This is a genomic window from Phytohabitans sp. LJ34, assembly GCF_052068095.1.
Taxonomy (GTDB): domain Bacteria; phylum Actinomycetota; class Actinomycetes; order Mycobacteriales; family Micromonosporaceae; genus Phytohabitans.
The window spans coordinates 46,843-61,963 of sequence record NZ_JBQHDG010000021.1 but is presented as its reverse complement, the minus strand read 5'-3'; the positions used below and the strand labels follow the sequence as shown (position 1 = coordinate 61,963).

At 72.3% G+C, this 15,121-nt stretch carries 16 protein-coding genes, 1 pseudogene and 1 riboswitch; of the genes and pseudogenes, 8 read left to right on the top strand and 9 right to left on the bottom strand.

The genetic code is table 11. The annotated features are described in order from the left end of the window. The first annotated feature begins 2 nt into the window (after positions 1-2). Complete coding sequence (locus ACTMTJ_RS32780) at positions 3-650, top strand: response regulator transcription factor (protein ID WP_441222520.1); 648 nt, start codon at positions 3-5, stop codon at positions 648-650. Between the two features lie 99 nt (positions 651-749). Continuing rightward, positions 750-1,922, top strand: a pseudogene (locus ACTMTJ_RS32775) (AAA family ATPase); the annotation flags it as partial. A gap of 915 nt (positions 1,923-2,837) precedes the next feature. Here the strand turns inward: ACTMTJ_RS32775 and ACTMTJ_RS32770 are convergent. The 4 genes from ACTMTJ_RS32770 to nadA all read right to left on the bottom strand — a co-directional run bounded on the left by ACTMTJ_RS32770 (position 2,838) and on the right by nadA (position 6,822). Next, positions 2,838-3,485 (bottom strand): DUF2461 domain-containing protein, encoded by a 648-nt coding sequence (locus tag ACTMTJ_RS32770; RefSeq protein WP_441222645.1) that lies wholly within the window; start codon positions 3,483-3,485, stop codon positions 2,838-2,840. A gap of 4 nt (positions 3,486-3,489) precedes the next feature. After that, entirely contained in the window at positions 3,490-4,125 is a 636-nt protein-coding gene (locus ACTMTJ_RS32765) for a DUF3043 domain-containing protein (protein WP_441222519.1), read from the bottom strand. Positions 4,126-4,144: 19 nt separating this feature from the next. Then, positions 4,145-5,503 carry a UDP-N-acetylglucosamine 1-carboxyvinyltransferase gene (gene murA, locus ACTMTJ_RS32760; protein ID WP_441222518.1) on the bottom strand — a complete coding sequence of 453 codons (1,359 nt, stop codon included), beginning with the start codon at positions 5,501-5,503 and terminating at the stop codon, positions 4,145-4,147. Positions 5,504-5,652: 149 nt separating this feature from the next. Beyond that, positions 5,653-6,822 (bottom strand): quinolinate synthase NadA, encoded by a 1,170-nt coding sequence (nadA, locus tag ACTMTJ_RS32755; protein WP_441222517.1) that lies wholly within the window; start codon positions 6,820-6,822, stop codon positions 5,653-5,655. Positions 6,823-6,881: 59 nt separating this feature from the next. Between nadA and ACTMTJ_RS32750 the strand changes: the two genes are divergently transcribed. From ACTMTJ_RS32750 to ACTMTJ_RS32735, 4 genes are all read left to right on the top strand, one after another. Then, entirely contained in the window at positions 6,882-7,997 is a 1,116-nt protein-coding gene (locus tag ACTMTJ_RS32750; protein WP_441222516.1) for a glycerate kinase family protein, read from the top strand. Positions 7,998-8,039: 42 nt separating this feature from the next. Continuing rightward, positions 8,040-8,477 carry a MarR family winged helix-turn-helix transcriptional regulator gene (locus ACTMTJ_RS32745; RefSeq protein ID WP_441222515.1) on the top strand — a complete coding sequence of 146 codons (438 nt, stop codon included), beginning with the start codon at positions 8,040-8,042 and terminating at the stop codon, positions 8,475-8,477. A 58-nt stretch (positions 8,478-8,535) separates the two neighbouring features. Further along, positions 8,536-8,904: an iron-sulfur cluster insertion protein ErpA gene (gene erpA / locus ACTMTJ_RS32740; protein ID WP_441222514.1), complete on the top strand. Its 369-nt coding sequence runs from the start codon at positions 8,536-8,538 to the stop codon at positions 8,902-8,904. A 167-nt stretch (positions 8,905-9,071) separates the two neighbouring features. Next, positions 9,072-10,046 (top strand): carbohydrate kinase family protein, encoded by a 975-nt coding sequence (locus ACTMTJ_RS32735; RefSeq protein WP_441222513.1) that lies wholly within the window; start codon positions 9,072-9,074, stop codon positions 10,044-10,046. Between the two features lie 5 nt (positions 10,047-10,051). Here the strand turns inward: ACTMTJ_RS32735 and ACTMTJ_RS32730 are convergent, their stop codons facing one another. Together ACTMTJ_RS32730 and ACTMTJ_RS32725 are read right to left on the bottom strand one after the other, a co-directional pair. After that, positions 10,052-10,273: a sulfurtransferase TusA family protein gene (locus ACTMTJ_RS32730; protein ID WP_441222512.1), complete on the bottom strand. Its 222-nt coding sequence runs from the start codon at positions 10,271-10,273 to the stop codon at positions 10,052-10,054. Beyond that, positions 10,270-11,382: a cysteine desulfurase family protein gene (locus ACTMTJ_RS32725; protein WP_441222511.1), complete on the bottom strand. Its 1,113-nt coding sequence runs from the start codon at positions 11,380-11,382 to the stop codon at positions 10,270-10,272. Before ACTMTJ_RS32725 ends, ACTMTJ_RS32730 begins: the two co-directional genes overlap by 4 nt. Before the next feature lie 99 nt (positions 11,383-11,481). On the opposite strand from ACTMTJ_RS32725, the gene ctaC reads away from it, so the two are divergent. Together ctaC and ACTMTJ_RS32715 are read left to right on the top strand one after the other, a co-directional pair. Further along, on the top strand, positions 11,482-12,381 hold the full coding sequence (ctaC, locus tag ACTMTJ_RS32720; protein ID WP_441222644.1) for an aa3-type cytochrome oxidase subunit II: 900 nt from the start codon (positions 11,482-11,484) through the stop codon (positions 12,379-12,381). Positions 12,382-12,391: 10 nt separating this feature from the next. Continuing rightward, on the top strand, positions 12,392-12,814 hold the full coding sequence (locus ACTMTJ_RS32715; RefSeq protein ID WP_441222510.1) for a cytochrome c oxidase subunit 4: 423 nt from the start codon (positions 12,392-12,394) through the stop codon (positions 12,812-12,814). Here the strand turns inward: ACTMTJ_RS32715 and ACTMTJ_RS32710 are convergent. From ACTMTJ_RS32710 to ACTMTJ_RS32700, 3 genes are all read right to left on the bottom strand, one after another. Continuing rightward, the gene (locus tag ACTMTJ_RS32710; RefSeq protein WP_441222509.1) at positions 12,811-13,701 is read right to left on the bottom strand and encodes a hypothetical protein; all 891 of its coding nucleotides are present in this window, start codon (positions 13,699-13,701) and stop codon (positions 12,811-12,813) included. The genes ACTMTJ_RS32715 and ACTMTJ_RS32710 overlap by 4 nt on opposite strands. 56 nt (positions 13,702-13,757) lie before the next feature. Then, the gene (locus ACTMTJ_RS32705) at positions 13,758-13,955 is read right to left on the bottom strand and encodes a hypothetical protein (protein WP_441222643.1); all 198 of its coding nucleotides are present in this window, start codon (positions 13,953-13,955) and stop codon (positions 13,758-13,760) included. A gap of 164 nt (positions 13,956-14,119) precedes the next feature. After that, positions 14,120-14,992 (bottom strand): bifunctional 5,10-methylenetetrahydrofolate dehydrogenase/5,10-methenyltetrahydrofolate cyclohydrolase, encoded by an 873-nt coding sequence (locus ACTMTJ_RS32700; protein WP_441222508.1) that lies wholly within the window; start codon positions 14,990-14,992, stop codon positions 14,120-14,122. Positions 14,993-15,005: 13 nt separating this feature from the next. Then, positions 15,006-15,088: riboswitch (ZMP/ZTP riboswitch) on the bottom strand. Positions 15,089-15,121 lie beyond the last annotated feature (33 nt).

Here is a 15,121-nt window from a genome sequence, read left to right as displayed (position 1 = left end):
ACGTGCTGCCACGTTGCCGGGTGCTGATCGTCGACGACCACCCTGTGGTGCGGCGCGGGCTCCGGGCGATGCTCGAAGACGAGGAGTGGGTGGCGAGCGTGGCCGAGGCGGCCACTGTGGACGAGGCCGTGCGCGCGGCGGTGAGCACCAAGGCACAGGTCGTGGCGATGGACATCAACCTTCCCGACGGCGACGGCATCGAGGCGACGCGGCGCATCGTGAGCCTCTGCCCCGGCGTCCGGGTGCTCATCGTCACGCTGTACGACGACAAGGACCGGGTGGCCCGCGCGCTGAAGGCCGGCGCGCGGGGATACGTGCTCAAGGACACCGAGCCCGACACGATCGTCGACGCGCTCCGCACCGTGGCCGACGGCGGCGTGGTGCTCGGTCCGAAGGTCGGGCCCGAGGTGCTGACCACGCTCCAGGGCACGCCGACCCAGCTGCCACCCCCGTTCGACAAGCTGACCGGGCAGGAGCGGAAGATCCTCGCCGGCCTGGTGCGGGGCGCCACCAACGCCGAGATCGGCCGGGGCATGGGGCTCAACGAGAAGACGGTCCGTAACTACCTCACGGCAGTGTTCGAAAAGCTCGGCGTGGACAGTCGCGTGCAGGCCGCCCTCCGCGCCCGCGACGCCGGAATCGAAGGCTGAGTCGGAAAAGCCGCCGCTGATACGGTGAGTTATTGGCGCCGTCCGGCCACGCGGTTTGGGACATGGGTACCTTCGATTCGGGACGCCATCGGGCCAATCATGATTCACATGACGTGGTCCCTTGGCGACCGCACACCGGCATCCCGCTCCCCGGCCGCCGTCTCGCCGGCCGCCCGGGACGAGCGCCGCTGGGTGAGCGTTCTCTTCGTGGATCTGGTCGGCTTCACCCGCCTCGCCAGCCGGCTCGATCCGGAGGATGTGCGCGCCCTCCAGCGGGATTACTTCAGCCGTGTCACCCGAGCCGTCCACCGCTGGCGCGGCGTGGTGGAGAAGTACGTCGGCGACGCGGTCCTCGTCGTCTTCGGCGCGACCGACTCCGACGAGTACGACGCGTACCGGGCGGTGCTCGCCGGCCTGCACGTGCAGCGCGAGCTCGCCGGCCTCGCCTGCCCCGACGGCACGCCGGTGCGGGCGCGGGTCGGTGTCGCCACCGGGGAGGTGGTCGTCGACCTGGCCGCGGTGCGAGACGGGGGACAGGCGCTGGTCTGCGGCGACGTCGTCAACACCGCCGCCCGGGTGCAGACCCACGCCGCGCCCGGCACCGTCGTGGTCACGGCCGCGACGCGGGGCGCCACCGGGCCGTGGATGCGCTACGCGCCGCTGCCCGCGATCACCCCGGCCGGCAAGCCCGTCCCGGTCGACGTGTGGCGCGCCCTTTCGCCGGTGCCGCCGGCGGCGCCCGACCGTGACATCCCGCTCGTCGGCCGCGACACCGAGCTGTCCACAGCGGCCGATGCGGTCGCCGGCGCGCTCGCCGGGCGGGCGCCCGCGCTCGTCCGGGTCACCGGTCCCGCCGGCGTCGGCAAGTCCCGCCTGGCCCGCGAGGCGCTGGCCGCGGCCGGTGCGCGGTGGTGGGTGGGATACGGCACCCCGTGCGGCGGGCGGTACTCGCCGCTGGCCGACCTGGTCCGCCGCCAGGCCGGAGTGGGCGAGGCCAGCGGACCGGCCGAAACGCGCCGCCGCCTGCGGGCCTGGGCGGCCGACCTGGTGGCGCCGGCCGACCTGCCGACCGTCCTACGTGGACTGTCCACGTTGCTCGCCGGCACCGGCACGTCCGGTCCCGACCGCGCGGTGGAGAGCGCGCTCCTGGCCGTGTTCCGCGGTGCCGCCGCGCGCCGGCCGCTCGCGCTGCTCCTCGACGACCTGCACCTGTCCGACCCGGCGACCCGCACGTTCGCGGCGGAGCTCCCGGCCCGGCTCGGCCCGCTGCCGCTGGCGGTCGTGGTCACCGACCGGGCCGCCGCCGAAATGGTGCCAGCGGTGGCGCTCGGGCCGCTGGCCGCCGCCGAAAGGGCGCCAGCGGTGGGGCTCGGGCCGCTGGCCGCCGCCGACGCCGGCCGGGCCGCCGCCGGGACGGCACTGGCGGTGGTGCTGGAGCCGCTCGGCGCCGCCGGCAGCGGCCGGCTGCTGCGGCATCTGCTCGACCGCGCCGGCCTGCCGCGCCAGCTGGCCGGCCGCCTCGCCCCGCTCTGCGGCGGCATTCCCGGCTACGCCGTGGAGTACACCCGCGCGGTCGCCGCCGACGGCTGGCCCGACGCGGGGGAGCCGCCGATGCCCCCGCGCGTGCGCGGCATCGCCTCCGCCCGCCTCGGCCGGCTCGACGAGCGCGACCGCAGGGTCCTCGGTGCCGCCTCGATCCTCGGCGACGCGATCTCGGCGGAGGCGCTCGCCATGCTGCTCGGCGACGAGCCGGCCACGGCGCGCGAGGCGCTGGCGCGGCTCGGCGACCTGCTGGTGCCGGTGGCCGGCGCGGACTACGCGTTCGCCGACCCGGCGGTGCGCCAGGTGGTCTACGCGCGCCTGCCGCGCGCGGTGCGGGCCGGGCATCACTGGCGGGTCGCGCTCCGGGGCGGCCAGCCCGCCACCCGAGCCCGGCACTGGTCGGCCGCGTCCGCGCTCGCCACGGTGCTGCGCGTCAACACACGGCGCTGTTGCGTGCCCGGCATCACCCGAGCCTCGGGCGGCCGGCCCGCGGCGCCCGCGGCGGGAGCGGTGCGCGCGGCTGGCCGTCCGAGCACAACGCCCCGGAGCCGGCGAGGTCCGTACGCGACGAGGGCGGACCGATCCGGCTGCCCGGGGCGGCGGCGAGCGGAGCGAGCGCAGCCAGCAGAGTCTTGGCGGGCGCGCCTACTCGGCCTCGAACGGGCCGACGTTGGCCTCCACCCAGTCGACGAGCGGGCGCAGGCGCCGCCAGTCGGTGCGGACGAGGTCGTAGGAGGCGCGCCCCTCCAGCTCCGGGCCCGCGGCGTGGCGCCGCCCGGCGGTCAGTGCCTCGTGGCGCATCAGCTCCAGGCGCGGGTGGTCGGGCGGGCAGCCGCGCGGACGCGTGCGCACCCGGTCACCGCCGGGGGTGAAGCCGTGGCGGGTGAGCGTCCGGACGATCTTCTCCAGCTCGATACCCGTGGCGGGGGCGTCGACCGCGGCCCGAAAGCGGACCGTCTGCTCCCGTGTGTGCGCGTAGAACCCGGCCGCCGTAAACAGGCCCTCGGCGTCGATGTGCAGGTAGTAGCCGACACCGCTGGCTACCTCGAAGAACGCGCCCTGATGGGTCTTGTAGGGCGACTTGTCCTTGGAGAAGCGCACATCGCGGTGCGGCCGGAAGACCTTTGGCTCGGCGCGTACCACACCCGCCAGCTCCGCCGCCATCTCGCTCATCGGCCCGCGCACGCAGGTGTCGTACACGTCCTTGTGCGCGGTCCAGTAGGTCTTCGAGTTGTCAGCCTCGAGCCCTTCGTAGAACGCGAAGGCCTCAGCGGGAAAACCGGCGAACGCCACCGTCTCAGACCGCGTCGCCGATCTGCACCTTGGGCTTCGGCATGCGCATCCGCCGGAAGGTGATCGAGCGGGTGATCGCGTAGAGGTAGAGCGAGCCCATGCGCTGGGTCGACTTCGGGAAGCGCTCGCGGACCAGCCGCTTGACCTTGCGGGAGATCAGCACCGAGTCGACGATGACGCCGAGCGCCAGGGCGGCCCAGAGCAGGTTGGACACCAGGCGGATGGCCGGCGGCATCGCGCCCGACGAGCCGATCAGCACGACCAGCGCGCCACCGAAGAACCAGGTGCCCACCGTGCGCCGCGAGTCGACGACGTTGCGCGCCAGCAGCCGCTCGGGGCCGCGGTCGCGCGCGAGCAGGTAGCGCTCGTCACCGGCCCGCATGCCGGCCGACGCCTCCGCGCGCTCGGCGCGCTGCTTCTCCCGCATCTTCTTGTACGCCTCGCGGCGGTTGGCCGGCGCGGGCTCGACCGCCCGGCGCCGATTGGAGCTGGCGCGCTTGGGCGTCTCGACGCCGAGCTCCTTCTTGCTCGGCGTGTAGCCCTTCGGGCGGGCGGCCTCGGTCTCCTCGTCGGCGGAGGTCTCTACGACCTCCTCCTCTTCTTCTGCGAGGTCGGGCTTGCGGCGGAACAGTGACGGCACGCTCACGAGGGTACCGGGATCACGCGCGCTCGGCGTGCGCGCCCAGGGCGGCCAGCTTCGCCTCGAAGTCCTCGTAGCCCCGGTTGATCAGGTCGACGCCGTACACCCGGGAGGTGCCCTCGGCCGCCAGTGCCGCGATCAGGTGGCTGAACCCGGCCCGTAGGTCGGGGATGACCAGGTCGGCGGCGTGCAGCTTGCTCGGCCCGGCGATCACCGCGGAGTGCTTGAAGTCGCGCCGGCCGAAGCGGCACGGCGTGCCGCCGAGGCAGTCGCGGTAGACCTGGATCGTGGCACCCATCGAGTTGAGCGCCTCGGTGTAGCCGAGCCGCTGCTCGTACACGGTCTCGTGCACGATCGAAAGCCCGCGCGCCTGGGTGAGCGCCACGACGAGCGGCTGCTGCCAGTCGGTCATGAAGCCGGGGTGCACGTCGGTCTCCAGCGCCACGGCCCTGAGCTCGCCGCCCGGGTGCCAGAACCGGATCTTGCCCTCCTGGCCGGGGGAGCCGTCGCGCGGCGGTCGGGTGTCGGTCACCTCGTACGCCCCGCCGACCGAGCGGAAGACGTTGAGGAACGTCATCATGTCGACCTGCTCGGCGCCGAGCACCTCGATGTCGCCGCCGGTGGCCAGCGCGGCCGCCGCCCAGCTGGCCGCCTCGATGCGGTCGGGGATCGGGCGGTGGGTGTATCCGCCGAGGCGGGGGACGCCCTGGATCTCGATCACCCGGTCGGTGTGCACCTTGATGATCGCGCCCATCTTCTGGAGGACGCAGATGAGGTCGATGATCTCCGGCTCGACCGCCGCGTTGCGCAGCTCGGTCACGCCGTCGGCCATCACCGCGGTCAGCAGCACCTGCTCGGTGGCGCCCACGCTCGGGTACGGCAGCTCCAGCTTGGTGCCGTGCAGCCCGTTCGGCGCGGTGAGGTGCATGCCGTCGGCGGCCTTGTCGACGACCGCGCCGAACTCGCGCAGCGCCTGGATGTGGAAGTCGATCGGGCGCGGGCCGATGTGGCAGCCGCCCAGGTCGGGGATGAACGCGTGCCCGAGCCGGTGCAGCAGCGGGCCGCAGAGCAGGATCGGGATGCGGCTGGAGCCGGCGTGCACGTTGATCTCGTCAGAGGTGGCGCTGGCGACGTTGGCCGGGTCGAGGATCAGCTCGCCGTCCTCCGCGCCGTCGCTGACCCGGACGCCGTGCAGCTCCAGCAGGCCGCGCACGACCTCGACGTCGCGGATGCGCGGCACGTCGTAGAGCCGGCTCGGCGCGTCGCCCAGCAGTGCCGCCACCATCGCCTTGGAGACGAGGTTTTTGGCACCGCGGACCCGGATCCGCCCGTGCAGCGGAGTGCCGCCATGCACGGTCAGCACGTCATTCACGGTCAACGCACAACCTCCACCAGATGGCCCCTAGCGCGGCACTGTGCCCCCGCTTGCCGCCCGAGGAGCATAGCGCTCCGTGACCTGTCGGGCGGGGTGCACACCGTATGAGGTGGCACGAAACGGGGAGACCGTAAACGGCAAGCTACACAGCGTTACGGAAGGGCGAGCATCTGGTCAAGCGCGACGCGCGCGTGGTGAGCCGTGTCGGTGTCCACTGTGATCTGGTTGACCAGGCGTCCGGCGGCCAGCTCCTCCAGCGCCCACACGAGGTGGGGCAGGTCGATGCGGTTCATCGTGGAGCAGTAGCAGACGTTGCGGTCGAGGAACATGATCTGCTTGTCCGGGTGGGCGTTGGCGAGCCGCCGCACGAGGTTGAGCTCGGTGCCCACCGCCCACGCCGAGCCGGCCGGCGCCGCCTCGATGGCCTTGATGATGTACTCGGTCGAGCCGACCTGGTCGGCGGCCGTGACCACCTCGTGGCGGCACTCGGGGTGCACCAGCACGTTGACGCCCGGCACCCGCTCGCGCACCTGCTCGACGCACTCCAGGGTGAAGCGGCCGTGCACCGAGCAGTGCCCCCGCCACAGGATCATCTTGGCGTCGCGCAGCTGCTCGGCGGTGAGGCCGCCGTTGGGCTTGTGCGGGTTGTAGAGGACGCAGTCGTCCAGGTCGAAGCCCATCTCCAGGACGGCCGTATTGCGCCCGAGGTGCTGGTCGGGCAGGAACAGCACCTTCTCGCCTCGCTCGAACGCCCAGGTCAGCGCCCGCTTCGCGTTGGACGAGGTGCACACGACGCCGTTGTTGCGGCCGACGAAGCCCTTGATGTCGGCCGACGAGTTCATGTACGTGACGGGGATCGTGGACCCGGCGATGCCGAGGTCTTCCAGCAGCTCCCACGCGGTCTCCACCTGGGAGAGCGCGGCCATGTCGGCCATCGAGCAGCCGGCGCCGAGGTCGGGCAGCACGACCTTCTGCGCGTCGGAGGTGAGGATGTCGGCGCTCTCGGCCATGAAGTGCACGCCGCAGAAGACGATGAACTCCGCCTCGGGCCGGGCCGCCGCCTCGCGGGCCAGCTTGAACGAGTCGCCGGTCACGTCGGCGAACTGGATCACCTCGTCGCGCTGGTAGTGGTGTCCCAGCACGAAGAGGCGGTCGCCGAGCGCGGCTTTGGCCCGGCGCGCGCGCTCGACCAGCGTGGGGTCACTCGGCGAGGGCAGCTCGCCGGGGCACTCGACACCCTTCTCGGCGGAGGGGTCGCTGCCCCGGCCGAGCAGCAGGAGGGCGGCACCGGTGCTCGACGGCTCGATCCACGTTGAAGTCACGCCCTCCATGATGCGCCCGAGCGCAGGCCGGACGCTGTGTCCTGCCACACTGCGGACTCATGCGCGTACTGATCTGCCCGGACAAGTTCGCCGGCACGCTCTCGGCTCCGGACGTGGCCGCGGCGGTCGCGGAGGCCTGGCACGACGAGAAGCCCCAGGACGAGATCGTCACGCGCCCGCTGTCGGACGGCGGGCCGGGCTTCGTGGAGGTACTGGCGGCCGCCCTACCCGGCCGGGCGGTGCCGGTGGAGACCGTCGACCCGCTCGGCCGCCCCGCCGCGGGTGAGGTGCTGGTGGTGGGCGACACCGCGTACGTGGAGAGCGCCCAGGCCTGCGGCCTGCACCTCCTCGCGAAGACAGAGCGCGACCCCCGGGCCGCCACCTCGTTCGGCCTCGGGATTTTGATCGCGCACGCGGTGGAGAGCGGCGCACGCACCGTCGTGGTCGGCCTCGGTGGCTCCGCGACGAACGACGGCGGCGCCGGCATGCTGGCCGCACTGGGCGCGGCGCCGGTCGACGGGTCCGGGTACGCCCTGCCCTACGGCGGTGCGGCGCTGGTCGCGGTCGCCGGGCTGGGCGGGGAGCCGCGGCTGCGCGACGTGACCCTCGTCGCCGCCACCGACGTGGACAACCCGCTGACCGGGCTGCACGGGGCATCCAACGTGTACGGGCCGCAGAAGGGCGCCACCCGCGAGGACATCATGCTGCTCGACTCCGCCCTGGAGCGGTGGGCCGGCGTGCTGGAGAAGCTCCCCACCTGCCCGCCCGGCGTGGCTGGTCTGGCCGGCGCCGGCGCGGCGGGCGGTCTGGGCGCCGCGATCCTCGCGCTGGGCGGCCGGTGCGAGTCGGGTATCGACATGGTGAACCGCCTGATCGGGCTGGACGCCGCGTTCGATGCCGCGGACCTGGTGATCACCGGTGAGGGTTCCTTCGACTTCCAGTCGCTGCGCGGCAAGGTCGTGGCCGGTGTCGCCGCCGCCGCGGCCGAGCGCGGCGTGCCCTGCCTGGTGGTCGCCGGGCAGGTGAGCGCCGGTCGCCGGGAGGCCTCCGCCGCGGGTGTGACCGAGTCGTGGTCGCTGACCGAGCACTTCGGCAGCGAGGAGGAGGCGATGGCCCGTCCCGCCGACGGCCTGCGCGAGATCGCCAAGCGCCTGGCCAGCCAGTGGAGCCGCTGATGTGTGTGCATCTAATGCACGTACATCTGATAAGATGCCCGGGTGTCCGAGGAACCCGGCATCGTCCTGGCGTGGCGCGCGCTCGCGCAGCGCTACCACGATGCCTCGTGTGCACTGGAGCGTGAGCTTCAGGAGCGGCACGGGCTGGGCATGAGCGAGTTCGAAGTGATCGACCGGCTGGCCGGGGCGGCGGAGAGCAAGCTCCGCATGCAGGAGCTCGGTGAGCAGGTCTATCTCAGCCAGAGTGCGCTCTCCCGGGCGGTCGCCCGCCTGGAGCGCGACGGCCTCGTCTGTCGGGCCCTGTGCGAGCAGGACCGCAGAGGGGTCTTCGTCACACTGACCGACGAGGGCCGGCGCCGCCAGCAGGCCGCCAGACCCACTCAGCGTGCGGTGCTCACTGAGATTCTGGGTGAAACTGGCCTAGACTCGGGTGACGCTCCATTGGGAATCGCCGGCCAGCGGGCTAGCGTTGCCAGATAAGTACCAAACCATCCGCGGTAGAGAGCAACCATCCGCACCGGCACAGGGAGACTTCCAAGTGACCACTCCGACGCAGACCGAGTCGAGCGAGGCCAAGGCCCCGACCACCGTTGTCCTCACCGATGTCGCGGCGCAGAAGGTCAAGGCCCTGATCGAGCAGGAAGGCCGCGACGACCTGCGGCTGCGGGTCGCGGTGCAGCCGGGCGGCTGTTCGGGCCTGCGCTACCAGCTCTTCTTCGACGAGCGTTCGCTCGACGGCGACGTGGTCGCAGGGTTCGACGGTGTCGAGGTCGTCGTCGACCGCATGAGCGCGCCTTACCTGTCCGGCGCCACGATCGACTTCGCCGACCGGATCGACGCCCAGGGCTTCACCATCGACAACCCCAACGCGCAGGGCTCGTGCGCGTGCGGCGACTCGTTCCACTGAGCCGCCACCTCGACACAGCACGTTCGGAGTGGGCCACCCGCATCGGGGTGGCCCACTCTTGTGTCCTGACGGTGGCCGGAACACGACTGTGACGCGACCAGGGCTCTAACGGTGTGGGTAGGCTGACGGCGCACCGGACACCCCCCGTACCCGATCGCGAGGGCGCTATGAAGATCGCCGTTACCGGCTCGATCGCCACCGACCACCTGATGCACTTCCCTGGCCGGTTCGCCGACCAGCTCATCGCCGACCAGCTCCACAAGGTCTCGCTCTCGTTCCTTGTCGACGACCTGGTCGTGCGGCGCGGTGGCATCGCCGCCAACATCGCGTTCGGCATGGCCCAGCTCGGTCTGCGCCCCGTGCTCCTCGGCGCGGTGGGCGCCGACTTCGCCGACTACCGCTCGTGGCTGGAGCGCCACGGCGTCGACTGCGAGTCGGTGCACGTCAGCGAGGTGGCACACACCGCGCGCTTCGTCTGCACCACTGACAACGACCTGTGCCAGATCGCCTCGTTCTACGCCGGCGCGATGAGCGAGGCCCGCAACATCGAGCTCGCCCCGGTCGCCGACCGGGTGGGCGGGCTCGACCTGGTGCTGGTCAGCCCCAACGACCCCGACGCGATGATCCGCCACTCGCAGGAGTGCCGCGAGCGCGGCTACCCGTTCGTCGCGGACATTTCCCAGCAGATGGCCCGGATGGACGGCGGCGACCTGAGCAAGCTCATCGACGGCGCGGCCTACCTGCTCACCAACGACTACGAAAAGTCGCTGCTGGAAAACAAGACCGGCCTCTCCGGCGAGCAGATGCTCGACCTTGTCGGCATCCGGGTCACCACGCTCGGCAAGGACGGTGTCGAGATCACCGGGCGCGACCTCGAGCGCATCCACGTGCCGGTCGTGCCGGACGTGCGCACCGAAGACCCCACCGGCGTCGGCGACGGCTTCCGCGCCGGCTTCTTCTCCGCCCGCTCGTGGGGCCTGAGCCTGGAGCGCTCCGCGCAGGTCGGCTCGCTCGTCGCCGCGCTGGTGCTGGAGACGGTCGGCCCGCAGGAGTACGAAATCCGGTCCGACGCGTTCCTCAAGCGCCTCGCCGGCGCGTACGGCGACGAGGCGGCCGAGGAGGTCCGCCCGCACCTCCCCTGATCGGTTTACCGGGCGCGGCGCACGTCGAAGGCGGGAGAGCCGTCGACGGTCGTCGCGCCCACGTATTCCTGCCCGCGCATCCGGCACCAGGCCGGGATGTCGTTGGCCGCCGCGGGGTCGTCGGCGAGCACCCGTACGACCTCGCCCACCTCGACCTCGGGCAGGCGCCGGGCCAGCGCGATCACCGGCAGCGGGCACCGCTGGCCGAGGCAGTCCAGCACGATCACAGGCCCATCACCCCCGCCTCGGCGCGCAGGTCGGCCACGACGCCCGGCAACTCGGCCAGGAAGCGCTCCACCTCGGCCTCCGTGGTCTGCCGGTGCAGCGAGACGCGCACGTTGCCGTGCGACAGCACGCCCATCGCCTCCAGCACGTGACTGGGGCGCAACGTGGACGACGTGCACGACGAGCCCGACGACACCGCGAAGCCGCGCCGGTCGAGCGCGTGCAGCAGCGCCTCGCCGTCCACGTACAGGCAGGAGAACGTGACGAGGTGCGGCAGCCGCGCCACCGGGTCGCCGACCACCTCGACGTCCGGCACCGTCGCGGGCACTACGGCCCGGACGCGGTCGACCAGCGGACCCAGCCGCGCCGCCTCGGCCACGGCCTCCGCGGCCACCGCACGCAGGGCCGCCGCGGCGGCCACGATCGCGGGCAGGTCACGGCCGGTGTCCCGGCCACCATCCTCGGGGTACGGCGAGATCCAGCGCGTCCCCTTGCGCACCACCAGAAGCCCCACCCCGGCCGGGCCGCCCCACTTGCGCGCGCTCGCCGTCAGCAGAGACCACCCATCGGGTACCGGCACCCGGCCGACCGACTGGGCCGCGTCCACATAGAGGGGTACACCGTGTGCGGCGCACGCCTCGGCCGCCTCGGCCACCGGCTGGACCGTGCCCACCTCGTGGCTGGCGCTGATCAGCGCGGCGAGGGCGACACCGTCACCGCCCACCGCCCTCCGCCACGCGGCCAGGTCGAGGTGGCCGAGCCGGTCGACCGGCACGCTCACCCCGTCGTCACCCGCCGCGTGGAGCACGGCGGAATGCTCGATCGCCGAGTGCACAAGGGTGCTACCGATCCGGCGCCGCCCTCTCCGGGCACCCTCGATCGCCAACCACACCGCGGCGGTGCCGCCGGGGGTGAAGGCGATCTCGTCCGGCCGTACCCCCAGAATCTCGGCGGTCGCGGACCGCGCCGCGTCGAGAAGCTGGCGTGCCCGGCGGGCCTGCGTATAAAGCTTTCCGGGATCGGCCCAGCCGTCGTCGAGGGCGGCGAGCAGCGCCTGGCGCGCGACCGGGTGGAGCGGCGCGCCCGAGGCGGCGTCGAAGAACGCCTGCATGAGTGCGACGCTACCTACCCCCACGACGTGTAGTAGATGCATGGTCGAGTAATGTGCCGGTTGCTTGCTACGGCACTGCTAGGGAGGCAGGACCAGGTGATCGCAAGGGGTGCGCGCGGCCGGGTTGGCCGGCTCGCCGGGCTCGGCGCCGGCGCTCTGGCACTGGTGACCCTGCTGGGGGGCTGTGACGTCGGGTCGGCGTTCAGTGGCTTCGGCTGGCCGGAAGAAGGCATCACACCGCAGGCCAACCGCATGTACGACCTGTGGATCGGCTCGACCATCGCGGCCCTCGCGGTCGGCGCGCTGGTGTGGGGCCTGATCTTCTGGTGCGTGGTGCGCTACCGCAAGCGCGGCGCCGAGCTGCCGGTGCAGACCCGCTACAACATGCCGATGGAGTTCCTCTACACGATCGCCCCGATCCTGGTCGTGTGCGTGCTGTTCTACTACACGGCGGTCGTCCAGACGGATGTCGACAAGACCGGCCGGTACGACGACCCGGTGGTGGTCGAGGTCGTCGCCTTCAAGTGGAACTGGCAGTTCAACTACCGCGACGGCGAGGGTGAAGACGCCAACACCGTCGCCTCCACGCTCGGCTCCAGCGACGTGATCCCGGTGCTCGTGCTCCCCACCGGCCAGCCGATCCGCTTCGAGGAGACCAGCAAGGACGTCATCCACTCGTTCTGGGTGCCCGAGCTGCTCTTCAAGCGCGACGTCTTCCCCGGCAACGTGCGCAACGTCTTCGAGGTCGCGAGCATCGACCAGGAGGGCGCGTACGTGGGGCGGTGTGCCGAGCTGTGCGGCACCTACCACTCGATGATGAACTTCGAGCTGCGCGTGGTCTCGCCGGACGAGTACGAGCGGTTCCTCCAGGCCAAGCGGGATGGCGCCACGACGCAGGAGGCGTTGACCTCGATCGGTGAGGAGCCGCTGGCGACCACCACCGAGCCGTTCGAAACGAAGCGCAACGTCTCGAACTTCAATCCGTCCGGCGGAGAATGAGGACAGCGCGATGAAGACCGAGTACAAGATCTTCGCCGTCGTGTCGGTGTTCCTCTACGTCGCCTGCGCCGTCTACGCGTGGTGGACCTGGTACGACATCGGCCTCGACTGGGTGGGCACGATCGCGCTGCTGCTCTCCGCCCTGCTGACGACGATGTGCGGTGGCTTCTTCTGGTTCGTGTCCCGCCGCATCGACCCCCGGCCGGAAGACCGGTCGGACGCCGAGATCGCCGAGGGCGCGGGCGAGATCGGATTCTTCAGCCCGGGCAGTTACTGGCCCTTCGGCCTCGCGCTCGCCGCGACGGTGGCCGGCCTCGGCCTGGTGTTCTGGATGGTCTGGCTGCTGGTGGCCGGCATGATCGCGGTCACCGCCGCGACGTGCGGCCTGCTGTTCGAGTACTACACCGGCACCCGCCGCACCGCCGAGCACTAGGCGACCTCAGGCCCGAGGATGGTGGCCAGCCGCTCGGTGGCCACGCAGGAGACCAGGCAGCGCTCCTTGGCGTTGCCCATCAGCTGCGCGGTCCAGGTCGTGAAGCCGCCGTCGCCGATCTCGTCACCGTCTCCGGCCGCGATGCGGACGGCCCCGTCGACGTAGTAGCCGCGGCCGTGCTGCCGGTCGGGCTGTTCGACGATGTGCACGGCGGGTGCCACGGTGTCGTCGATCCGGTCGCGGAGCACCGGGCTGTCGAAGACGGTGTACATGAGCCGCGGCCTGGCCTCCGCGGGCAGGACGCTCTGCCAGTAGCTCAGGTGGCGGACCAGCAGCCGCGCCTCGGTAGCGCCGGAGCCGGTGTCGCGGGCGCTGGAGACCAGCGTGAAGAGGCGGAAATGCGATCCGAACCCCGCCGGGAAGCGTTGCGCCCGCAGCATGCGGTGGCACGCGGCGAGGTGCACCTCGCCGCCGGCGGGCTGGCGCAGTCGCCGGTCGGCGGCCTCGATGGCGAGCGCGTTGGTGGAGTCGCTGACCACCTCGGCGCTCCGCACGGTGGAGACGATCCGGTCCTGGCTTTGCGGCGTGACCGCCGAACACGTGCCAAGCGGCACGACCGGCGACAGCTCCACGCCCTCGAAGTCGGCGGGCAGCCGCCGCCACATCCGGGCTTCCAGGGCGGCAAGCGCGCGGGGGTCGCTGGGGGCGGGGCGGACGAAGCGGTCTTCGCGCCAGCGGCGCAGCAGGTCTGGCGGGCGTACCCGGGAGGCGCGCATCCGGGCCACCGAGAGCAGCAAGGTCTGGAGGTCGGAGGCCGGCAGCGCGGCCAGCGAATCGCGGGTGCCGTCGGGGAGCCGCCCCCAGACCCGCCGCTCAGCGTCGTTCACAAGGGCCACGGTGGCCCAGGAGCGTGCGCGGGTCTACCGATATAGCGTGCGGCGCTCTAGGCCGCTCTGCGCTGCTGTGGGGCGATCGCGGTGCCCCGGCCGCGCAGCCAGACCCGCAGGGTGAAGGGCGCGACCACCACGGCGGTGCCGCAGCCGGTGCAGACCAGCTCGGGAAACTCGTCGGCGCCGTCGTCTTCGGCGGACACGGGCAGTGCCTCGAACGGCATCTCGGCCTGACAGGTAGCACAGTGCATCTCTCGCACGGGTCTCTCCTCTGCTACGGCCGTCTGGTTGTGGCGGCAGCGTCGTTTGTCACCACTGAGCCCAATGGTTCGCTCGCGAGCTCGCTCACTGGAAGCGGGAACTACCCGGTTGTAGTTCTTCAACGTGCCACGGCGAGGACCCGAAGTGGGGGAGGCTAGCCGGCGTGTCGGCCATCTGTTCGAACGGCGGCGGCGCGCACCGCGTTGCGGAAGAGCATCGCCACCGTCGTGGGCCCGACCCCGCCCACCCGAGGGGTGATCGCGCCGGCGACCTCCGCACACGCCTCGTCCACGTCCGGCAGGAGCCGCCGCCCCTCGTACCGCACGCCGGCACCGACCACCACCGCCCCCGGCCGGACGTGCTCCGGCCGGATGATGCCCGGCACGCCGGCGGCCGCGACAAGGATGTCCGCCCGCCGCGTGTACCGGTCCCAGTCGGGCACGCCGGTGTGCACCACGGTCACCGCCGCGTTGGCTGTCGGCCGCTTCTGCGCGAGCAGCATCGCCAGCGGCCGCCCGAGCGTCGCGCCCCGGCCGAGGATCACGACCTCGCGCCCCGCCACCGGTATCTCGTAGTGCGCCAGCAGCGCCTCGATCCCCGCGGGCGTGCACGGCAGCGGGCCGGGCAGGCCGACCGCGAGCCGACCCATGTTGAGCGGGTGCATGCCGTCGACGTCCTTGTCCGGGTCGATGCGCTGAAGCGCCGCGTCGTAGTCCATGTGGGCCGGGACGGGGTACTGCACGAGCAGCCCGTGCACGGCCGGGTCCGCGTTGAAGCGCCCGATGGCCTGCTCCAGGTCGGCCTGGGTGGCGGTGGCCGGCAGGTGCTCGTGCGGCGACGCGAAGCCGAGCTCGGCGGCCTGGCGCTGCTTGATGCGGATGTAGCCGGCGCTGGCCTCGTCGTCGCCGACAAGGATGGTGGCCAGGCTGGGCGTGACACCGCGGGCGCGGAGGTCGGCGGCCGCGGCGGCGGTCTCGGCGAGGACGGCTTCGGCTACGGGTGCGCCGGGCAACAGTCGGGCGGACATGCGCGCTCCTCGGCGCGGGCACCCAGGCGGTCGGCGCCCGCGACGCAGGCTCCCCGATGGTGAGACCCATCCCAGTGCCGCCAGTCGCACGTGGGTCCATCATGCCAAAAGGCCGCGGCCCGCTGACGC